Origin of the sequence: Pedosphaera parvula Ellin514 (assembly GCF_000172555.1) — a bacterium.
Lineage (GTDB): Bacteria > Verrucomicrobiota > Verrucomicrobiia > Limisphaerales > Pedosphaeraceae > Pedosphaera.
On sequence record NZ_ABOX02000009.1, the window covers coordinates 99,740 to 122,119 of the forward strand.

Below are 22,380 nucleotides of genomic sequence, written 5' to 3' on the forward strand. Positions count from 1 at the left end.
CCCTGTTAACCTTGCTCCCGCGTTTCCATAAGCGCATTAACCAGCGTATCGAAATCATACTCTCCCTCATGGAGAAAACCATTTACGAAAAACGCAGGCGTACCCGAGACACCACTACGCACACCGCTTTGGAAATCCTCCTCTACGCGAGGCCGATAAACTCCTTCATCCAGTTCATCAACCAATCGTTCCATATCCAAATCGAGTTTCGCCGCATGGCTGATTAAGTCCTCGTCGTCCAAAGCGTGCTGGTTTTCGTACAATATATCGTGCATTTCCCAGAATTGACCTTGGGCACCCGCGGCTTCTGCAGCCTCCGCCGCCGTTTCGGCATGGGGATGCATGTCCACCAACGGGAAATTGCGGAACACAAAACACAACCGATCGCCAAGTTCCGACTGTACCTCCTTCACGACCGGATGCGCCAACCCGCAATAAGGACATTCGTAATCGCCGTATTCCACAAGGTTCAACGGTGCTTTGATTGAGCCCTGCATATGATCACGCTTGCTGATCGGCACCGCGAGCTTCGGTGCTTGTGCATGAGTTGTAGCTCTCTGTTTCATATTTGCTCCTCGCTTCCTGAAGTCATAACTTCCAACTCAACCTGAATCCTCCCAAACCCACCGTCAAGCAGTTGCCGATCACCTAACTTCCGCCTCAGGCTCCGGATAGCCTCCATTGAAAGATCAGTAAAAATACATATTCAATCGTGATACCAGTGGTTTACATTCCCTCAACATGAAAACCAGATTATCACTGGTCGGGTTTGTCAGCCTCCTCTGTTTCCTGGTGACCTCCTGTGCCATGTTGGGCCATGCCCCGCAGCTGGACGTCTCTCTCGTCAACCTGCAATTTGGCGAATCCACCGTCTTTGAGACCACGCTCTATGCCACCGTCCGCGTCCAGAGCGAAGAACCTGAACCAGTCCTCGTCGATGGTGCGGTTCACAAACTCTACCTGGATGGCCTCAACATTGGCCAGGGCACCGCCTCCGACCGGTTGGAAATTCCCCGACTCTCCTCTGCCACTCAGACCGTCACACTCCACCTGAACAACATCGCCATGGCCACCCGTCTGCGCGACATCATCCAATCCCGCCGACTCGACTACCGCATCAGCAGCAAGCTTTACACCGTGGTGGACAATCACAGTCATACGGTCCATTCCAAACACGAGGGAACCCTCGACCTAAACCAATTTCAGACTCCTCAGTAGCATTGCTGGAACAGAGCCGGGATTCACCGATCAATTCAGAATTGTCCCAGCTTCTGCTCCTCGCTATCATTCGTGCATCCTATGAACGACACCTCCAAATTAAACCGTCGTAATTTCCTGAAAACCTCTTCCCTCACTGCACTTGGCACGGCCGCCCTTGCCAGCGTCCCTGCGGCTTCGCAGGCTGCCGCCTCTGAGACATGGCCGGCCAATACCGTCCGCTCCCTGATTTCCAAAGGCGATGTCGTGTTATTCCAGGGCGATTCCATCACCGACATGGGCCGCAGTCGCGAAAAAGCGGGCGAACCGAATGTTCAACCTGCGCTCGGCAACGGTTACGCCTGGATGGCCGGCGCCGCACTCCTCGTGGATCGTCCGAATGACGGACTCAAAGTTTACAACCGCGGTGTCAGCGGTAACAAAGTGTTTCAACTCGCCGAGCGTTGGCAAACCGATTGCCTCGACCTTAAGCCGAATGTCCTCAGCATTCTCATCGGAGTGAATGACATCTGGCACAAGCTCAATGGCAAGTATGACGGCACTGTCGAAATTTACGAACGCGACTATCGCGCTCTTCTGGACCGCACTAAAAAAGCCCTTCCCGATGTGAAGCTTGTCATCTGCGAGCCCTTCGTTCTCCGTTGTGGTGCCGTGAACGACAAATGGTTTCCCGAATTTGATACCTACCGCGCTGCGGCCAAAAGAGTCGCAGATGCCTTTCACGCTACCTGGGTTCCATTCCAGTCCATGTTTAATGAGGCCATCAAGCTCGCACCGCCTGAGCACTGGGCGAAGGATGGTGTTCACCCGACTGACCATGGCGCTTCCCTCATGGCCCATGATTGGCTCAAAGCCGTTAATCACTGCTGAAAGTTTAAATCTAAAAAATAATCCCCACCTTCATTTGAAGATGGGGATTATTTGTTTCTGAATTTCAAAACAGACTGACTCAGACCTTCCAACCCTTACGGTACTTCGGTTTGATATATTGATCCGCTTCGGGCATTCCCTTGACTCTCATCTTTTCACAGTCCCACTCGATATTCTTGCCCATGCGCAAAACAAGGTTTCCAAGCAGCACCGTTTCTGTGAATGGGCCGGAAACATCGAAATTCGAGCATGCTGCCGGACCACCTTTGCACGCACGAATGAAATCATCATAAGGGCTGTTATTCGGGACGCGTGGGATGGTTGGCTCCGGCTTTTTGAAATCCACCATGCTCGATTCCGGCAGCAAGCGCGGGCGCTCGCCATAGGTGTCACACATCAATTTTCCTTTATCGCCAATCAAAAGGGTTCCGCTCTCGGGGAATTTTTCTGCTTCCATTTCCGCCGGTCGTGCTGGCAGTTTGCCACCATCATACCATGTCAAAGTGCAGGCCGGCAAATCGCCGCGCTTGGGGAAATGAAGGCGAATGATCGACCAACTTGGCGCCATTTCATTGTTAATTGGTGAAGCATCCACCAATTCAACGCTCGTCGGTGCGCCCAATTTCAAAGCCCAATTAGCGCCATCCATCACGTGACAACCCATGTCACCCAGCGCGCCACAACCGAAATCCCACCAACCACGCCATGCAAAGGGATGATAAACAGTGCCGCCGTGACTTTGCTTTACACCCGGTTCTGCCGGCCACTTGTCCTTGAATGGTCGCATTGGTGCCGGTCCAATCCATGAATCCCAATCCAAATGCGCCGGCACCGGATCAGATCCCGCGGGTCTCTGCCTGCCTTGTGGCCAGATGGGACGGTTCGTCCAGCAGTGGGCCTCCAGCACATTGCCGATGGCTCCAGACCAGACCATTTCGCACAAACGCCGGTTTCCATCCCCGGAATGACCTTGATTTCCCATCTGCGTTGCCACTTTGTATTTCCGCGCCGCGAGTGTGAGCTCACGTGCTTCCCAAATCGTATGCGTCAAAGGCTTTTGACAATAAACATGCTTTCCAGCCTTGATGGCCATCATCGCTGCTGGTGCATGCTGGTGATCCGGAATGCTCACGGTAACGGCATCGATCTCATGATTGCTTTCGATCATCTTCCGAAAATCACGATACTGCGTGGCGCCCGGCCATTTCTTTGCCCCTTTGGCAAGCGTCTTTGAATCCACGTCGCACATGGCAATGATGTTTTCGCCCGACATGCCTTCGGAATCCACTTCGCCTTTGCCGCCCACGCCGATGAGGCCAATGTTCAACTTCTCGTTTGGTGACTTATATTTAACCTTGGGTGCTGCATAGGCACTCAGTGCCAGCGAACTTGCCGCGAGCGCAGTGGTGTAAATGAAGTGACGTCGGGTCAGTCCCTTGCTCGGAACTTCAATCCGAATGGGGTTGGAAGAGGGGGTATTGTTATTGGACATGTAATTGTGGTAATCCTCCCATGGTTTTCAGACAAGAATAAACTGAAGCAAAATTTTGCTGCTAACTTTGCTCCAATGAGATTCCGACGTTGTCCTTTGGCAGTATCTCCGTGACTTACTTTGTTTCTTCAGGTGCTTGCGGTGGTGGAATCAGCGGCTCTTCCCCAAAGAGATGACGATTGTCCCATGCTGGCCCGCCTGGTTGTAAAGGATACTCGAAAGGAAAGTACATGGTCCCAGATCCTGGTTCTGTAAGTTTGAACTCGTAATCCACGGTTCCATCCTCCTTCCGGGTTGCCTCGGAAGTCAGGATGTAATTCGCCTTCCCATAATTCCCTGAATAATCCTCTTCAAAGACCGAGGCGGCGCGTTCCAAAAAAATATCTGACCGCGCATTGCCTATTGCCTTTCGCACGTCTGAATTGAATTGGTTTTGAAGTTCCTGAACTTCGTTCGTCATTGCCGCGATCTTGTAACTCACCTCCCGATGGTTGTCGGTATTAACACCCGCCTCGGGCTCGATTCGCTCTGCCTTTGCGAGTTGAAGCTGGTTGGCTTTCATCCTCATCTCGTTATAGGCCCCTTCCACCTGTTGTTTCTCCTTCGGACTCATCCCAAAAAGCAATCCTGCTGCGACACTGACACCGCCTTCACGGCTGAAAGGCGAGTAGCCGATCTGATCCAAATGCCGCTTGGCCAGATAAAAGTAAGGCTGCTCCTGCGGCCACGAACCCTCGTGCTCCGGATCAATCGGTTTTAAAGGTATTTCCTGCGCTTCCTGCATCGCAACGCGAAGCTCCGCGTCAGCCGACTTTAGTTCTGATCGGCGTAGCTTGAGATCGGTATCCATATTGGTCCATGCCACCGCGGTTTTCTGAAGAGACGCCTGTATTTCAGCCAACTTGCGTGTCAACCTCAGGTTTTCAGCCTGCTTGTTTTTCAGTGAGGTAGATTGCGCCAGCCATAAAGCACCTGCTGACATGCAAACGAGAGAGCCGAGCAGAATATTATTCATAATTTCTGGTTCACAATTTTGCGGCAGCCGGTTTGAGCTTTGGAAGAAAGGGCCGAATACCTTCAGGAAGCTGTTCTTCTTTGACATAAGTAACCCTGGAGGGAAGCCATGGACTTCCCGCCTGCGATCCACGATGTCCTTCCCAATATCGAAATTCCCCTTTGAAATCCCCGTTGGTTTCCAAGACCGCCGTTTTGATCAAGTCTTCACCGCCGAAGTTATTATACCTGCCCTCAAATGTCCCTGATACCTGTTCCCAGACAACGTCAGCCCGTTCTTTTCCCAAAGTTGCAGTAATGGAATCCCGCAGGCGTTCCTTCAAAGCCTGTCCCTCTGTGGCAAAGGACATGGTGACCTGGCTCAACGATTGCCGGTCCCCAATCCCAAATTCCGCCGGTGCAACATTAGTGACGTAAGTGTGTGCCTGGACCTGCTGTTGATAACTGAGCATGAAATTCTGAAATAATGTTTGGACCTCAGCATCTTCATTCTGCGTCAGGCCAAGCGACTCCGTTAATGGCGCCGCGAGTGAACCATCCTCTCCCAGCACATAATCCTGTTCTCGTCGATATCCGCCTCTGGGACGGGGAATTTGCACCGATTCCGAAAGCGTCAGGCTGCCGGCAATGCTCTTCGGCAGCCGCACGTAATCCGAATCGTCAGACCACGAATAAAGGTTCGTCGCCGCTGCAGCGCGCGCAGCCAAAGCCGACGCGCGCTGCTCAGCTATCGCCCCACCAAGTCTCTTCAAATTACTCTCAGCGGCTTGCAACTTTCTTTGTGTCTCGTCCAAATGGCCCTGACGGTCGCTGAGTTGTTTGTTGATTTGCAAAATCTCCTCCCGGAGTAATGTCTGCTCCCTTCCAGCCTTGGCTGAAGCGTGCCATTCATAGGTCACAGGCCCGGCAGCCACCAGCGCACAAACCACCACCACTTGCGTTTTGGTAAGTCCCATAAAAGTTCCTATAAGCAGGCCGAGGCCGGTCACAGACCCTACGCTTCCTGCGGTTATTGCTCCTTTGGTAATAATGATGGAAAGGCCCGACGGCGCAGTTTGAGCGGCCGCTTTCAACGCCGCAGCGGTGGTTGCTACCGCCGGAACGGCATAACCGCGACGCCGGAAAAACTGGGTGAGCTTCTCCAGCGCCTTCTCAATGCGCTTGCGTGCCGCATCATCCCCGGTTCCCAAAGCTTTCCCGATTTCCAGATGGTTTTGCTCTTCGAAATACCGAAGCATCAGTGCTTGTCGCTCCGGTTCCCGCAATTCCATCAAACCTTCATCCAATACGCTGGTCATCGACGTGAGCAAAGATTCTTCGTCCTTCATAGTCGTTCCAAGTTCGATGGCATTCTGCTCACGACGCTGTCTCCGATACTCCCCGCGCCACCATTGGCGGGATTCCAGCAAGGTCGTTTTATGCAGCCATCCGGTTAAGGTGTTATCTCCTTGAAGCCTTGCCGCTTTGCGCGCCAGGGCAATGAAGACGTTTTGCGTGACCTCCTGTGCCGCGGCCGCATCGTTCAACTGCCGGTTTGCCGTGGCGAACACCAGGTCCACGTGTCGCTCTACGAGTGATCTAAAGGCGGTTTCAGATCCGCGCTTCACATACTCCCGAAGCAAATCCCGATCTGTCATTGGCTCAGCCATCTCTCCTTATTACTGCCGCAGAACCGGCAAAACCGGAATTTTATTTTGTTCGGACCTGTCGATTACATGAATATGGGTCTGTTCTATGCATCTAAGTTAAGCATAATCATTAGGTATCACAGCTTTTTACATAACATTGGCCGATCCAACATGAAAAAATACCTCCTTTTTGGAATGGTCTTGGCTCGTATTGCAAGCTCCCAACTCGCCCACGCTCAATGGACCGATGGCCAGCATCTTGCAGGCATGATTCTCGAGACGAACAGGACCAGTGCTGAGCGAGAGTCATTCATTAACGGTCATCCGTGGGAAGCGGACGTGTTGGTCTCAGTCATGACGACGAATCTTCCGAACGACAGCGTGGAAGAGTCCGCGCGCATTCCGTGGATCTGGCGTGTCGCCATCGCTGCCGGGAAGCGAAACAATGCCATTGAGCTGAAATCCTTGCTTAATGTCGCCTTGCCAAAAGCCAACGAGCCTCTCCGTGACTGGCAGGCCGTGGTCATTGGCGGCGGTATCATCAATGGGCTCAGTCTTCAAGGCATCTGGCCGGATGATCGCGTGGCAGAACTGCTCCTTGGTGATAAGGACTTGCAGACCCGCTGGGACCGCACCCTCGATCTCGCCTCTGCCATGGCCGAGAATGTCCAAGTCAAGAGCGGCACCCGATATGACGCGCTTCGAATCATCGGTGTAGACACATGGGAACGCCGCGGTGCTCAGCTGGAAAAGTATCTGGCGAAGGATGCCAATGCCGAGCTGCAGCAAGGGGCGGTGAGTGGCCTTGCTGACATGAAATCCAAAAATGTTGGCCCCACACTCGTTAAGAACCTGCAAAACCTCTCGGATCGTAATCGCGCTTTTGCCTTGGATGCTCTGCTGCGTGACGATTCCCGGGTTGCTGTCTTGCTCGATGCCGTGGATCAAAAGAAGGTCTCCCGCTCGACTCTCGGTGTTGAACGAATCGGCAAGTTGGAAGCAGTTTCGAACAAAAAACTCCGCGCGCGTGCTCAAAAAGATTTTGCTCGTACTTTTCCTGTAAATGGCGGCTCCACCTATCATGTCGGTATCGCCAAGGTTGATATTACGCCAAATTATCCTATCCGCCTGAACGGTTATCTCGCTCGCAAAGCCGAGTCGACCGGTGTGCTGCATCCCCTCTATGCCAAGGCTCTGGCCATCGGTGCCGATAAAGAAGGGCCCGCCATTCTCATTTCGGTGGATAACTGTATCGTTCCGAAAAAGGTGCGCGACGAACTCGCCGGGCGACTCGCTAAGAAGGGCATTGCCTCTGAAAAGTTCGCTATGCTGGTTTCTCATACCCACACCGCCCCGAAACTCGCCGGTGCTGCCGATAACATTTATGGCTCCGACATTCCCGCTGAAGATCAAGCCCACATCGACCGTTACACGCGCGAGTTTGTTGATGCCTTGGAGAAGGTTGCCATTACTGCGCTGAAGAATCGTGCTCCTGCCAAATTGGCTTGGGGACAAACCAAGGCAGGCTTCGGCGGAAATCGTCGAACCAAGGGCGGGCCAGTGGACCACGATGTTCCGGTTCTCCTCGTGACTCAACCAAATGGAACACTGCGGGGCATCCTGGTCAGTTACGCCTGTCATTGCACCACGCTGGATGGAACGGAAACCAGAATCTGCCCTGACTGGGCCGGTTATACTCAACAATACCTTGAAGATGTTTACCCTGGCGTCGTCGCCATGACTGGCATCGGCTGCGGGGCAGATCAAAATCCTTTTCCACGCCCGGGAGTGGACATGGCCAAACAGCACGGCAGCGAACTCGCGTCTGCAGTAGACGAATTACTCTTGAAGGATCTGACTCCTCTGAATGGTAAACTGGAATGCCGCAGCAAACAAATTGCCCTCCCATTCGACACCTTGCCCACACGTGAGGAATACCAGAAGCGCGCCGAGGATCAGGATAAATCTCACTATCCCATTATCTACCACGCCAAGAAGCAGCTCGCCCGACTTGATCGCGGCGAAAAGTTGATGACCGAACTGCCGTATCTCGTTCAGGAATGGAATTTCGGCAACGACCTCGCCATGGCCTTCCTTCCCGGTGAAGTGGTGGTTGATTATTCCCTGCGTCTCAAAAAGGAATTTGATGCGTCACATCTCTGGGTGAACGGATATGCCAACTACGTTCCTTGCTACATTCCCTCAAAGCGCATCTGGAGCGAAGGCGGTTACGAGGGTGGGGGAGCGATGGTCTATTACGACCTGCCAACCCGGTTGTCGGAAAAAACTGAAGACCTCATCGTGAGCGCGGTTCATGACATCGTGCCGAAGCAATTTGTTTCCAACGAGCAGGTCTCTGAGTTTCCTGCTCCTCTATCTCCGCAGGAAGCCCTCAAGTCCTTCCGCACCAAACCGGGTTTCACAGTCGATCTCGCCGCCAGCGAACCTCAGATCGTCGACCCCGTTGCCATCGACTTCGGCACCGACGGCAAGCTCTGGGTGGTCGAAATGCACGACTACCCGATGGGCGTAAAGGGCGACTATGCACCTGGCGGCCGTGTAAAATTGCTGACCAGCAGCAAGCACGACGGTCATTACGACAAGTCAACCACCTTCATCGAAAATATCCCGTTTCCAACCGGCATCATGCAATGGCGCAAAGGTGTGCTCATCTGCACCGCCCCTGATATTTTGTATGCAGAGGACACCGATGGCGATGGCAAAGCTGACGTGGTCAAAAAGCTTTTCACCGGATTTGCCACACATAACTTTCAGGCCCGCGTGAACGGTCTTCGTTGGGGGCTTGATAATTGGGTCTATGCAGCAGCAGGTCTTTTCGGTGGGACCATCCGCAGCGAACTTGCTGGAAAAATCTACGAGCTCAGCGGTCGCGATTTTCGTTTCAATCCGGACACCGGCGATTTTGAACCAGTGAGCGGACTGAGCCAGCAAAGCCGTGTGCGCGATGATTGGGGCAATTGGTTTGGCTGCGATAACAGCAATCTCGCCTGGAACTGGCCCTTGGAAGAACGCTACATTCGCCGAAATCCTTTCGTAGCCGCCCCCGAGCCTCGGGTGACCGTTCCTCAATATCCCGACCCGAATGTCCTTTTTCCCGTCAGCCAAACGTTGGAACGCTTCAATCATCCCGAATCTGCCAATCGCACTACTTCAGCCTGCGGCATTGGTCTTTATACTGATATTCTGCTCGGCCAGGATTATTACGGGAACTCCTTCACCTGCGAACCGGTGCACAACCTCGTTCGCCGCCTGGTGCTCAAAACCGATGGCATTGCTTTCTCCGGCTCCAAGCCTGATGATGAGCAGCAAACGGAATTCTTTGCGTCGACAGATAGTTGGTCCCGTCCAGTGGAAGTTCGCACCGGCCCTGATGGTGCCTTGTGGATCTCTGACATGTACCGCTTCGTTATTGAACATCCCAAGTGGATTCCCGCCGAACGCCTCGCCAAGCTCGATGTCCGTGCCGGCGATGACAAAGGCCGCGTTTATCGTGTCTATCCCACAGCCGGAAAGCTGCGCCCTATTCACGATCTAACCAGCCTTTCCACCGCCAAACTGGTTGCCTTGCTCGATTCTCCTAATGGAACCGAACGTGATCTCATCCACCGTGAGCTGTATCAACGTGCCGATAAATCAGCCATCAAGCCTCTGGAACAACTCGCTTCGAAGAGTTCCAATCCTGCCGTGCGCGTACAAGCTCTTTGCGCTTTGGAAGGTTTGAAGGGCCTGCAACTGGAAACTCTTCAGCAGGCGCTTGCCGATAAGGATTCCAACGTGCGCCGTCAGGCCATGAGACTCAGCGAAAATTTTCTGCGCGGTACATCAGCCTCGGCTCTCGGTGAATCGCTGTTGAAACTCGCATCAGATTCCGATCCCGGCGTCCGTTTCCAGCTGGCGCTGACCCTGGGCGAGTGGGACGACATACGCGCCGGTCAGGCTCTGGGAAATCTCGCCAGATCCAGCTTGTCTAATCATTGGATGCGGGCGGCCGTGCTTAGTTCCGCTGTGAACCAGCCCGGTGAAATTCTTAAAGGCGTCCTGGCCCTGCCGGCCGACACTGCCAATCGTGGCGAAATGGTGGGGCAGTTGATTGCCACTGCTTCCGGTGCAAAAAATCCTAAAACATTCGAATCCATCCTTGTTGCCATTGCTCCTGTAAATGGAGAAAATATTCCTCAATGGCAACTGGTTGCCTTGGGCAATCTGCAAGAAGCCCTGGGCCGCCAAAAGCTCTCGCTCAACTCCTTTGCTGAATCTTCAGATGCTTCCATCCGGGAAGCGGCGAAACGCATCCAGTCAGGCATCGCCTCCGCCGGAGCCATTGCCGCCAATTCCAAGGCTCCGGTCGCTGATCGTGAAGCATCGGTGCGACTGCTGGCCTGGTCAAACGATGAACGCGACCTGAAGTCGCTTGTCTCCCTTGCCACTCAAACCACCAATACGCGCCTTCAAAAGGCCGCGAATAAATCATTGCATGTTCAACGCAATCCCAAGGTCCCTGAGATGCTGCTCGCGGGTTGGCCGCAATACTCCCCATCCGTGCGCGAACATGTGCTCGACATCTTGTTGAGCCGTGATGAAGGCATTGACCAACTTTTCAGCGCCGTGGAGCAGAAAACCATTGCGCCGACGGAAATTCCCATTGCCAACCGTCAGCAGTTGCAAAAATCTTCCAACCCAAAAATCCAGCAGCGAGCCGCCGCGCTCCTGCCTTTGCATACGAGCGATCGCACCCAGGTGTTGAAAAAGTTTTCAGATGTGGCCCATCTCGCGGGCAATCCCGAGCATGGCGCGCAAATCTTCACCGAAACTTGCGCCACCTGTCACCATCTCAAGGGCGTGGGTAATTCTGTCGGGCCCGACCTGGCTGCGCTTAACGACAAATCAATTGAAGACTTCCTGGTCGCCATCCTGGATCCCAACGCCGCCATTGAACCTCGCTTCATCCAATACAATATTGAAGTGAAGGATGGTCGTTCGCTCTCCGGCGTGATTCAAAACGAAACCGCCACCAGCCTCACGCTGGTTCAACCTGGCGGCATTCACGAAACTATCCTGCGCTCGGAAATCTCCGAAATGCGCGCCTCGAGTCTTTCACTGATGCCTGAAGGCTTGGAGGAAGGTAAAAAGCCCCAGGATTTCGCGGATTTAATCGCGTATTTGAAATCTCAACCTTCACAATTCGGCAGCGCCAGCCCGGAAAAGGCCGCGGCGGCGCGTAAGAGTTTCCTGGCCGATGGCTATGATCTGGCCCGGGTTGTCTCTGCTTCTGAAGCCATGCCTTATCCAGGCTGGCTGGGCACGTTGATGCTTTCCCACTGCCGTCAAACGGACGGGAATTCAAAAGTCGAATGGGAAACCAAGCCGGTTGACGATCTCAATCCCCACGGCATGAATACTTTTCGCGTTCCAGTTGCCATGGGACTCTTATCCAATCCGTCAGGTAAGTTTTATTTGAAGGTGAATGGACGCTCCGGGGTTGACTTCGACGTCTCCATCAACGATGCCGTTTGGAAAAATCCTGCTTCCGAAGTCATCTTGCAATACCATGTCATGGAAAATAATCCAGAAGACAGCAACGGAGTGCTTACCATTAGCGTTCGTGGTGAGTGGTTGAAGTCTGGCAAACCCATTGTCTTTGAAGTCACCGGTTCGGCCTCGAACAGCCAGCGCTGGTTCGGCATCTATACCATGGAACCGCAATCTCAGGCCAGTCGGAACTGAACGGACGAACCCACAAACGATTCATCAGGTGATCTTCAAATGAAACTGCTTTCACCCCGTACGCGATCGCTTTAGCCGATCCTCCTTTTTTCCTTTGGATTTGAATTAGTCTGCCAAGGTGGTGTTTGGTTTCGCCCTGCATGAATAAATATTCGCATTGACGACTTAGTGCACCAAGGATTACAGAATGAACAATCCCGGAATTACTGGATGAAACATGAACTAACTCGGCCGAGAGAAAGGGAATCTCTTTCATGGAAATGTTTGTGAAAGTTCACAAAAAAGTAACATAGCGGAAGCTGCGTGTGTTGTATGGTTCAGTTTGTCGGCTAACTAAAATTCAATTTTAAATATGTTCAGAAAGCTTGTTCCCTTCGTTGCATGTGGTGCAGTCCTGGCAGGATTGATTTCTCCCTCTACTTCGCGCGCCGCAAATATCCAGGGTGTTACCATCAATTCTGTTTCCTCCGAGTACCTCTCCGGAGTTGAGCAGCGCCGCGCCACCAACATGCTCAACAACACCGGATTGTATGGTGACATACTCACCACCGTTCCGGGAGGAGCCATGTGGGTGAGTTTCACCAACACCGCAGCGGCATTGACTAACGAGTACGTGACGTTTGATTTGGGCGCGGTCCATCCGATCGACCAGATGAAGGTCTGGCCATATAACGAGGGGGCCAATCTGACTACTCCCAAGCAGGGCCTGCGCTCGGCAGACATTTTGACTTCCTTCGATGGCGTCAATTATACCACCAACTTCCCCAATTACGCCTTTAATCTCGCTCCGGGCACGTTTGTCAGCACGGTGCAATCCATTCCTTTCAATGGACTACAGGCCCGTTACGTGCGCTTGAATGTGCACACCAACTGGGGAAATACATTCAGAGTTGGTATTGGCAAAGTGCGGTTTGTGGACACCAATGTGCCGCCAACCCTCAATTCTGCGAGCTACAGCTTCGCTGGTAACCGCGTTACGGTTCGTTTCTCTGAATCCGTTCTCCCTTCCACGGCGACTAACATTGCCAATTATTCCATTCAGAGTGGTGCGACAACCGCCACCATCCAGAGTGCCACGATGGATATTTATAACGATGGGGTTGTGCTTCAAACTTCTCCGCTCAACACCAACCTGAGCTACACTTTAACTGCTTCGAATGTCCGTGATGCCGCGAATACGATCAGTATCGTGAATAACTCGCAAGTGACGCTCGGCGCGGAATTGATCGCCTGGCTCAAGGCCGATGTTGGCGTGCTTACCGATGGCGGTGGCAATGTCACTCAATGGAACGACCAATCCGGATTGGGAAATAATGCCTTGGTGGCCACCAATGGAGCGGCACCATTCCTTTCGACTGGAGTAGTCAATGGCAATCCGGCTGTTCATTTTGATGGTATCAGTCAGGTGCTTGAAATATCAAATAATCCGTCGCTCTATAGTGATCGTGATTTTACCATTTATCTTTTGCTGAGCGTCGACAGCCTGGGAGTGGTTCACGGCCCCATCAGTAAGGCTCAGACCAACATACCTGCCTCTTTCGATTTCCAAATTGCCAAAACGTCAGGCAGGTTGAATTTCGTGCGGGGAAATGGCAGTGGTTACAATTCATTCTCTCCCACAGCAGGAGCTCTTTCCGCCGGCCAGTATTACCTCCTTTCCATTGTGATGCGCGGAACGAATGCCTTGATGTACCAGAACGGAAACTTTTTTGCCAATGCCGCCTATACCGCAGGATTCGGTGATGCCGGAAGTGCTGTGCGCATTGGGATGCGTCAGGACTTGGGGACGAAATTCCAAGGCAATCTGGCCGAAGTCATGCTGTTCCGTGGTGCAGTATCGGATAGTGAGAAAACTGCAATTGATAATTATCTAGGTAGTAAATACGGTATTTCCATCATCCCTCTGGCCATCACTCAGCAACCTTCAAATGTAACTCAGCAGGAAGGGAAGACTGCCAGCTTTTGGGTGGATGCCATAGCTGGTTCGCCCACCATCCTTTATCAGTGGCAGAAGAACGGTCTGAATATTTCCGGGGCGACTAACGCATCCTATACCACTCCGATTTTGGTCCAGTCCGATAGTGGTGCTACTTTTCGGGCCATTGTATCAACTCCCCTGGGCATCAGCACCAACAGTTCCACGGTCACTCTCACAGTGACCGCCGATACCCAGGCTCCAACCATATTCTCAGCGACACGTCAAAGTGGAAGCAGCAATACCATCATGGTGGTGTATTCCGAAGATGTAGCTCCGCTGGCCGCTACTAATGCGGCGAATTACACGCTCGACAATGGAGTTACTGTCTCCTCGGTGGCTGTCGGCAGTGCCGCCAATCAGGTGATTCTAAACACTTCAGCACTGGATAATTCCACGATCTATACCCTCGGCGTGCAAAACGTGAAAGACTTGTTCAATCAAACCATCAGCCCAGCCTCCACATTGGTCATGCCAGCCAACATGGCCTTGTGGCTCAGAGCGGATTCAGGTGTGGTAAGTGATTCCTCCGGAAACGTAACCGAATGGAATGACCAGTCTCCTAATCGCAATAATGCGACCCAGTACCTGGGGGCCAACTATTATCCCGTGCTGGTGCCGGGTGCGATGAATGGTCAGCCAGTGGTTCGCTTCGGCGTGGGGGCGACGAACTTCATGCAGGTTGCCTCCTCTTCTTCCGTTGCCATCACCAGTGACATGACTATTTACGCTGTGGTGAATATCCCCGATTTGTCGGTGCCATGCGAAATCATTGGAAAGACGGCGGTGCAGTATCCTGCTCCGTATGATTACTATGTCCAAACCACGACGCTCACCCGTTTTTATCGCGGCAATGGCACCTCAGGCTATGCGCTCGTGAATGGTACTCCTCCTTCACTTGGCGTGCCTCACGTGCTGGCCGTGCGAATGGCTGGAAGCAGTGTGACTCATTATGTGGATGGCGTTTCCGCCGGAACCGGGACCATTGTCACCAATATTGCTGATACCGGCGCACCGCTCAGGATCGGCGGTCGCAGTGATCTCGCTCAAACGATGCATGGCGACATGTCTGAAATCCTCCTCTTCAGATCGGGGCTTTCCGCCACGGAGCGCAGGGCTGTGGATAGTTATCTCAGCTTGAAATACTTCCCGTTCATTTTCACACAGCAGCCGCAGAGTGTGAGCAAGCTTGAAGGTGAAACCGCCACTTTCACCGTGGGTGCCAGTCAGGGGGCAGCCAGCCTGTCGTATCAATGGCAGAGAAATTCGGTGAATATTCCTGGTGCAACCAACTTTTCCTATACCACTCCTTTGCTGGTCCAGGCAGATAGTGGCTCCACTTTCCGCGTGCTCATTACACCGCTGGGAGGCACAACTGCCACCAGCGACACCGCCACGCTCACAGTTTCCCCGGATAACCAGGCGCCTACCGTGGTTTCAATTGGCAAGGCATTCTGGAACCAAAACCAAATTATTGTCGTGTTTTCAGAATCAGTGGATCCTTCCATGGCCACGAACAGTAGTAATTATGTTTTGGATAATGGTGCCACGGTGACAGGCGCAGCTATTGGCACCGCGCCCAACCTGATAGTACTCAGCACCTCAGGTCTGAACGCCTCAACCACTTACTCGGTAACCGTCCAAAATGTTCGTGATCTCTATAACAATACCATTTCGACCAGTAACACCCCTGTTGGTTACTATCCCGCAAGCCTTGGTTTGTGGCTGAAGGCCGATGCCGGGCTCACTGTCGACGCCCAGAATTATGTCAGTTCCTGGGCTGATCAGTCGGGCTATGGCAATACCGCAAGCTTCTATGATCCGACTGCTTATCCATTGTTCGTCCCGAGTGCCAATGATGGATTGCCTGCAGTTAACTTCAATGGCACGAATCAGTACCTGGCTGTGAATCCCTCACCCAGCCTGACCATTACCGGCGATCTTTCAATCTACGTCGTGGCGCGCATCAAGGATTTCACATCCACCACAAATGAGGTGGGCTTGGTGGAAAAGACAGACGGTAACCTGGCCGCTCCTTTTGATTATTATCTCGCCAAAACGACTGGATTACCCTGGTTCTATCGCGGAGCAGGGCAGGGGCAACCTTATGGTTCAGTGACAGGCACCAAGGCACCGCCAATCAACTCCACGCATATTCTTTCAGTGGTGATGAATGGAAACCAGGCCACGCATTATCTGGACGGGTTGACCAACGGAACTGGCACAATTACCCAGGTAGGCGGTGATAATCCCACCAAGGTGATTGGAATTGGTACTCGCGACGGCTTCCAACCGAAAATGAACGGTGATTTCAAAGAAATTCTGCTGTTCACCTCTGCGGTCTCTGATGCAGATCGTGCTGCCATCGATTCCTACCTGACCAGCAAATATGGAATCCTTGTTGGTCCGGTTCCGAAAATTACACTTGCTGCGACTGGCGGAGGGAGTATCGTGCTCTCTTGGCCCACACCGAATCTAAACTTTACATTGCAATCGGCTGCGGACTTGAGCGGCTCGGCTTGGACCACCGCGCCTGATGCCGTAACGAGTTCCAATGGGGTCAGCAGCGTTAACATCAGCGTAACGGCAGCACAGAAGTTCTACCGTTTGCACAAACAGTAGTTTTGTTGCCCGAAACTTTTGAGGATATTTAACTTAAAACTCTATTTGAGGTATGAACAAGATGATCCAGTCATCCCGTAAAAGGGGAGGTTTCACACTGATTGAGCTGCTGGTTGTGATCGCCATCATCGCAATCCTCGCGGGGTTGCTCCTGCCCGCGCTATCCAAGGCCAAACAGAAGGCCCAGGCCACGCAATGTTTAAATAATATCAAGCAGTTGCAGCTTTGCTGGCAAATGTATCTTGGCGACAATAACGATTCGATGGCGGTAAATCATGCCAACCCGATCAACAGTTTGAATGATTCATGGATCTTCGGAAGCGCCAGGCATGACACTACCACCAGCAACATCGAAAGTGGACTCCTGTTCCAGTACAATAAAGCCGTCAAAATTTATGTGTGCCCTGCAGATACCTATAAGACGGTCGCGGGTCTTTCGGGGCCCGGAGTGCCAAGAACGCGGAGCTATTCAATCAGCTATTGCCTGGGCGGCGATCCCGCTACAAGAGCGGTGATGACCAAAATGAATCAAATCATTGCTCCAGGTGTCTCCCAACAATCAGTCTTTTGGTGTGAAGATCCCCGCAGTATTGATAACGGAGCCTTTGGAGTTAATGCGTCACCCTCCCTGACCTGGCAGAACCTGCCGACCAGCTCGCACAACAAGGCTGGAACTGTGTCCTTTGCGGACGCTCATGCTGAAAGCTGGAAGTGGAAGGGATCAAGCGTTTGGGGCGTCGGGTATGGTGTGGCCGCCGACAACGTTGCGATCAATGTGACGGTTAGCAGTAACCCTCTGGATATATCTGATATACACCGCGCGCAGGATTCCTGGCCACCCTGATTTGTAAGCCTACAGTTTAAAAGCAAAAAGCAGCCGAAAGTAACCGGCTGCTTTTTGCTTTATCATCCTGAATTAATGGGCCATAGCCTGGCCTGAAACCTTTACCTTCCGGCTAAACCAAACTGCTCCCAGAGTCAGCAGCAGGGCCACGCCAATGATGTAGAAGCAATCATTGAATCCCATGATGGACGCTTCACGATGCACCACATTGTTCAGGGCGCCAAGTGCCTGGTTGGCTGCCGTGGTTGGATCTGAACCATGATTGATGAATGCCGATGTGAGTTGATCCAATCTCTGTTGAGTGGCCAAATCAAATGCACTCACTGATTCACCGAGCCGCACGGAATGAAACTGTTCGCGGCGGGTCAGCATCGTGGAAAGAATGGCAATTCCCAGCGATCCGCCAAGGTTGCGCATCATATTAAACAGACCGGAGGCGGAACCAGCCTGTTCCTTCTCGATCATGCCGGTTGCGAGTTCGGTGAGAGGAACCATGATCAAGGGAGAGCCCAACGCGCGGAGCATTTGTGACCACTTCAACTGGTCGACCGCCGTATCGTGAGTCATGAAGGCGTTCATGAAGCAACTCGCGGCAAACATGACAATACCTGCGCTGATCAGGGTGCGAATATCAAATTTCTTCATGAGCAGCGGAACCAAAGGCATGATAAACAATTGCGGTAGGCCCGCCCACATGATGGTTTCGCCAATCTGCATTGCGTTGTAGCCCTGAATTTGTGCGAGATAGACCGGCAGGATGAAGGAAGCTCCGTAGAGGCCCAATCCGAGCGCCACATTGACTACCGAGCCAAGGCCAAAATTTCTGCGGGCCAACAAGCGCAGATTGATTACCGGTTCTTTGCGTAGGAACTCAATGACAAGGAATATGATCAGCGACACAGTTCCAATGACAGCAAAGCGGGTGATAAATGGTGAACCAAACCAGTCCTTACGATTTCCCTCCTCCAACACAATGATCAGGCTGCCCAACCCAAGCGCCATGAACAGAATTCCCCACCAATCGCCCTTCCTGAGCATGCTGAGTTTCATCGGTTGACTCTCCACACCATACCAAATCGCCGCGAGCAGGACGAGTCCCGGCACTATGTTCATGTAGAAGATGGCAGTCCAATGATATGTGTCTGTGAGCCAGCCTCCAATCGTCGGCCCGATTGCCGGGGCAAACGTCGCCGTGATGCCAAACATCGCAAAACCCATTGGTCGTTTGGACGCGGGCAGCTTGGTGAGAATGATATTAAACGCCATGGGAATCAACACACCGCCGGTAATGCCCTGCAAGGCACGGAATATAATCATGCTTGGCAAATCCCATGCCCAGGCACAACACATGGAGAAGAAAAGGAACAGCGCCGAGTTTGCCATTAAATATCTGCGGGTGGAGAAAACCAAAGCGAGCCACCCTGTCAGTGGGATGACAATGATCTCCGCGACAAGATACGACGTGGAAATCCAGGAGCCTTCTTCCAATGAAGAACCAAGGCCACCGACGATGTCGGAAAGCGAGGCATTGGTAATTTGAATATCCAGGACCGCCATGAATGCGCCAAGCATGGAACCAATCACCGCAATCCAGGACCTGAGTGGCACGTGGTCCGGATCAACCGGCAGCGGTTGGGCGAACTGCTTCGCCTTCGGTCTGCTGTCCATGGTCTCGACTCCATTCATATTTAATTTCCTATTATGGTTTTCATTTAACGAACTGCCACATCCACCTCAGCTGACAATCCGGGAACAATGCGCGATTCAAAGCCTCGGATGCTTTCGGGATCGAAAACTACTTTCACCGGCACGCGCTGGACAATTTTGGTGAAGTTCCCAGTCGCATTATCCGGCGGCAACAATGCGAATTGAGCGCCTGAAGCAGGGGCGAAGCTCTCCACCCTCCCGCTAAAGCGATGATGTGGCAATGCGTCCAACTCGACTTCCACCTTCTGACCTGGTTTCATTTTGGCCAATTGTGTTTCCTTGAAGTTGGCAACCACCCAGGTTTGATCGTCAGCAACCGCGAGCAGCGCTTGTCCGGGTTGCACTCGTTGGCCGACCTCGACCGTCTTATGTCCAATCCGTCCCGAGGTCGGCACTGGAATGGTGGTGTAAGAGAGTTGCAACTCCGCATCCTTCAGAGCTGCTTCCGCGTTCTGTCGCTTTGCCAGAGCAACCGACTGAGCAGCTTTCGCCGATTGAACCTGTGCTTTGCTTCCCACCTCGTTGGCCTTGGCCGCCTTGAGGGCGCCTTGAGCCACATCGTAGGCCGCCTTGGCAGCATCCAATTCCTGTTGTGAAATCGCCTTCATGCCATCGCGGAAAAGATTTTTCGCGCGTTGATAATCAAGCGAGGTCTTTTCGAGTTGGGCCTCTGCTTGAGAAATCTGAGCGCTGGCCTGATTGAGTTGAGCCTCGGCCTGGTCTGCTGCCGCTTGATTCTGTGCAATCTGAGCCTCGGCTTGTTGCACCTGTGTCCTGGCTTGCTCCAAATGGACTTCATTATCACGAGGGTCCAGCTTCAAAAGCACCTGACCGTTGGTGACCGATTGATTATCGTCCACGAGAACTTCACTGATGGTGCCGGAAATGCGTGAACTAATTTGGTGAATATGACCCGTGACATAAGCGTTATCCGTGTTCACATAGCCCTGCATATGCTCCCACCAGAGGTAGCCGGCAAAACCGATTGCGAGCAGGACAACGGTCAACACCCCAATCACTTTTGGGGAAAAGCGTTTGCGCGGTTCTTTGGATTCACCGTTCGCCGACGTTACGTGCGGTGTCCGTTGTGTAAACTTCTTTGCTGGGAGAGTTGCATCTCCATTTATGCGCGTCGTTGTTCCATCCACCAGGATTGTTTCGTCCATTGTTGTGCCGTTCATAATCTTATGCCGATGTAATGCTAGAACTGTGCCAACGTGGGAGATTGTGCAGAAGCTATTGATGTGAAGATACATGTGAAAATATTGAGGAAGTTGGAATGCTAACGAAAAGTCGTTATTAACGGAAAGCCGTAGATGCGTTTACGAATTTCAGTAAGTGAAAAATCTGGGATTTCCTGACGAGGTTTACTCCCGAGGCTTCCGGATCTTCATCGCCTGCATGCGGGTGGCCAGAGTGGTTGGTCGCACGCCCAGTAACTCGGCAGCACCGCCTCGACCCGAGACCTTCCAGTTGGCTTTTTTCAATGCGGCAATCATGTTTTCGCGTTCGCGCCGCAGCATCTCTGCTTCCGGCACGATCTCGGGATTAATCCCCGATTTGGAAAGTGCCGGTGCGAGACGTTCGGATTCGCTTGAGGCCCCCGGCAGATCAAACTGCAAAATACCTTTCTGTGCGATGATTACGGCTCGTTCGATCACATTTTGGAGTTCACGCACGTTCCCTGGCCAGTCGTAGCCTTGCAGTTTTAACAGGTTCGCCTGCGTCAGCCTTGGCTTGGGAACATTGAGCTTCTTTGCCGCCAGATCCAGAAAGTGCGTTGCCAGGGCAGGGATGTCCTCCTTGCGATCTCGAAGCGGCGCTACCTCGATGGGAAAAACATTCAACCGATAATACAAATCCTGCCGAAAACGCCCGGCTTCAACCTCGCGCTTCAGGTTGCGATTTGTCGCCGCAATGATGCGCACATCCACATGACGCGTTTTTTCCTCTCCCACACGTTCATATTGTTTCTCCTGGAGCACGCGCAGCAGTTTGCTTTGCAATTCGAGCGGAATCTCTCCCACTTCATCCAGAAACAAAGTTCCTCCATCTGCCGCTTCAAATCTTCCCGCGCGATCTTTCAACGCGCCGGTAAAAGCTCCCTTGGCATGGCCAAAAAACTCACTTTCGTACAGCTCCTTGGGAATAGATGCGCAATTGACGCGGATCATGGGGCGTTTGTTACGGTTGCTATGCAAATGAATTTCACGGGCCACCAACTCCTTGCCGGTGCCTGATTCCCCAAGAATCAGCACGTTTGCCTCCGTCGGTGCCACCAGCTCGATCTGCCACACCAGATGCCGCAAAGCCGGACTGCTGCCAACAATTTCTCCGTAAGCGCGCTGCTCTTCGATTTCCTCTCGTAGGTAGGTGTTTTCCAATTCCAATTGTGCCTTGAGCCGCTCTATTTCTTCAAAGGCACGTGCATTTACAATTGCGGTCGCCGCATGGTCGGCAAAGATCCGCAGCCACTTGGGAGCTTCTTCCGCCACTGGAGTCCGCGTGAATACGGCCAGCGTTCCCAGCACTTCGCCCTTATAGATGATCGGTTCTCCGACGAAACCGCGAATGCCTTCCTTCCTAACCCAATTTTCCCGGCCAATCCATTTGTCTGCCGCCTGAACATCCTTCACAATAATTTCCCGGCCAGTGGTCGGGATCGTGCCGATATTCCCGAAACCGAGCGGTATCCGGCAGTATTCAGAATCGACGCGCGACCAGTCCTCGGTAGGATTGGAGATGGATCGTCCCGCGCTCGCAACTGTATGCAGACAACGAATTTTCTCGGGACAATCTTTTCGCAAATGGCAGGTATCACAAAGGTCGCCTTTATCGATGAGCCAGATGCGGGCGAGCGCCACATGTGGACGCGAAGCAGCGCCGTTCACCATGAATTTGAGCAAACTATCCACCGACCGCTGTTGCGCCAGTTCGAGCAGGCGGTCCTTCATCGACTCAAATTCAGGTTTGTAATCCGGTATCGGGTCCACACTCACGGCATAGTCGAAAACTATGGTTAACGCAACAGCAGGAACACGTTCAGAAATAAACTTAGGTTTCTCGATATTTAGCGACGAATCATGACAACCGCTTGAACCAGATAAACTTTCCGTTTGAAAGCAGCGGATTTGAAATCTTCATGCCGAAAGTTGACTGTTCTGCTCGGAATGATTTTAGATCTGATTCTAAAACTCTGTAACACCTTATAAATCAAAAATAAATGATTTATAATAATCTCTATTGACATAGTAGAGAATGTCTC

At 52.5% G+C, this 22,380-nt stretch carries 12 protein-coding genes; 5 read left to right on the forward strand and 7 right to left on the reverse strand.

All coding sequences use genetic code 11. The annotated features are described in order from the left end of the window. Nucleotides 1-5: 5 nt before the first annotated feature. Complete coding sequence (locus tag CFLAV_RS09295) at nt 6-566, reverse strand: DsbA family protein (RefSeq protein ID WP_007414445.1); 561 nt, start codon at nt 564-566, stop codon at nt 6-8. A gap of 175 nt (nt 567-741) precedes the next feature. On the opposite strand from CFLAV_RS09295, the gene CFLAV_RS09300 reads away from it, so the two are divergent. Together CFLAV_RS09300 and CFLAV_RS09305 are read left to right on the forward strand one after the other, a co-directional pair. Beyond that, on the forward strand, nt 742-1,218 hold the full coding sequence (locus CFLAV_RS09300; protein ID WP_007414446.1) for an LEA/WHy family protein: 477 nt from the start codon (nt 742-744) through the stop codon (nt 1,216-1,218). 81 nt (nt 1,219-1,299) lie between these two features. Continuing rightward, nucleotides 1,300-2,088 carry an SGNH/GDSL hydrolase family protein gene (locus tag CFLAV_RS09305; protein ID WP_007414447.1) on the forward strand — a complete coding sequence of 263 codons (789 nt, stop codon included), beginning with the start codon at nt 1,300-1,302 and terminating at the stop codon, nt 2,086-2,088. Between the two features lie 79 nt (nt 2,089-2,167). Here the strand turns inward: CFLAV_RS09305 and CFLAV_RS09310 are convergent, their stop codons facing one another. The 3 genes from CFLAV_RS09310 to CFLAV_RS32100 all read right to left on the reverse strand — a co-directional run bounded on the left by CFLAV_RS09310 (nt 2,168) and on the right by CFLAV_RS32100 (nt 6,243). Continuing rightward, entirely contained in the window at nt 2,168-3,580 is a 1,413-nt protein-coding gene (locus tag CFLAV_RS09310) for a Gfo/Idh/MocA family protein (protein ID WP_007414448.1), read from the reverse strand. A 115-nt stretch (nt 3,581-3,695) separates the two neighbouring features. Beyond that, nucleotides 3,696-4,595 carry a hypothetical protein gene (locus CFLAV_RS09315; protein ID WP_007414449.1) on the reverse strand — a complete coding sequence of 300 codons (900 nt, stop codon included), beginning with the start codon at nt 4,593-4,595 and terminating at the stop codon, nt 3,696-3,698. 10 nt (nt 4,596-4,605) lie between these two features. Continuing rightward, the gene (locus tag CFLAV_RS32100) at nt 4,606-6,243 is read right to left on the reverse strand and encodes an RNA polymerase sigma factor (protein WP_007414450.1); all 1,638 of its coding nucleotides are present in this window, start codon (nt 6,241-6,243) and stop codon (nt 4,606-4,608) included. A 150-nt stretch (nt 6,244-6,393) separates the two neighbouring features. On the opposite strand from CFLAV_RS32100, the gene CFLAV_RS09325 reads away from it, so the two are divergent. The 3 genes from CFLAV_RS09325 to CFLAV_RS09335 all read left to right on the forward strand — a co-directional run bounded on the left by CFLAV_RS09325 (nt 6,394) and on the right by CFLAV_RS09335 (nt 17,408). Next, nucleotides 6,394-11,967, forward strand: a complete 5,574-nt coding sequence (locus CFLAV_RS09325) for a neutral/alkaline non-lysosomal ceramidase N-terminal domain-containing protein (protein ID WP_050785672.1) — start codon at nt 6,394-6,396, stop codon at nt 11,965-11,967. A 352-nt stretch (nt 11,968-12,319) separates the two neighbouring features. Beyond that, nucleotides 12,320-16,564 carry a LamG-like jellyroll fold domain-containing protein gene (locus CFLAV_RS09330; RefSeq protein WP_007414452.1) on the forward strand — a complete coding sequence of 1,415 codons (4,245 nt, stop codon included), beginning with the start codon at nt 12,320-12,322 and terminating at the stop codon, nt 16,562-16,564. 52 nt (nt 16,565-16,616) lie between these two features. Beyond that, nucleotides 16,617-17,408: a type II secretion system protein gene (locus CFLAV_RS09335; RefSeq protein WP_007414453.1), complete on the forward strand. Its 792-nt coding sequence runs from the start codon at nt 16,617-16,619 to the stop codon at nt 17,406-17,408. 72 nt (nt 17,409-17,480) lie between these two features. Here the strand turns inward: CFLAV_RS09335 and CFLAV_RS09340 are convergent, their stop codons facing one another. The 3 genes from CFLAV_RS09340 to CFLAV_RS09350 all read right to left on the reverse strand — a co-directional run bounded on the left by CFLAV_RS09340 (nt 17,481) and on the right by CFLAV_RS09350 (nt 22,069). After that, on the reverse strand, nt 17,481-19,094 hold the full coding sequence (locus CFLAV_RS09340) for a DHA2 family efflux MFS transporter permease subunit (RefSeq protein WP_007414454.1): 1,614 nt from the start codon (nt 19,092-19,094) through the stop codon (nt 17,481-17,483). Nucleotides 19,095-19,120: 26 nt separating this feature from the next. Then, a complete protein-coding gene (locus tag CFLAV_RS09345) occupies nt 19,121-20,371 on the reverse strand; it encodes an HlyD family secretion protein (protein ID WP_007414455.1) in 1,251 nt (416 codons plus the stop codon). 111 nt (nt 20,372-20,482) lie between these two features. Next, nucleotides 20,483-22,069, reverse strand: coding sequence for a sigma-54-dependent Fis family transcriptional regulator (locus CFLAV_RS09350; RefSeq protein WP_007414456.1), 1,587 nt, complete (start codon nt 22,067-22,069; stop codon nt 20,483-20,485). Between the last annotated feature and the right edge of the window lie 311 nt (nt 22,070-22,380).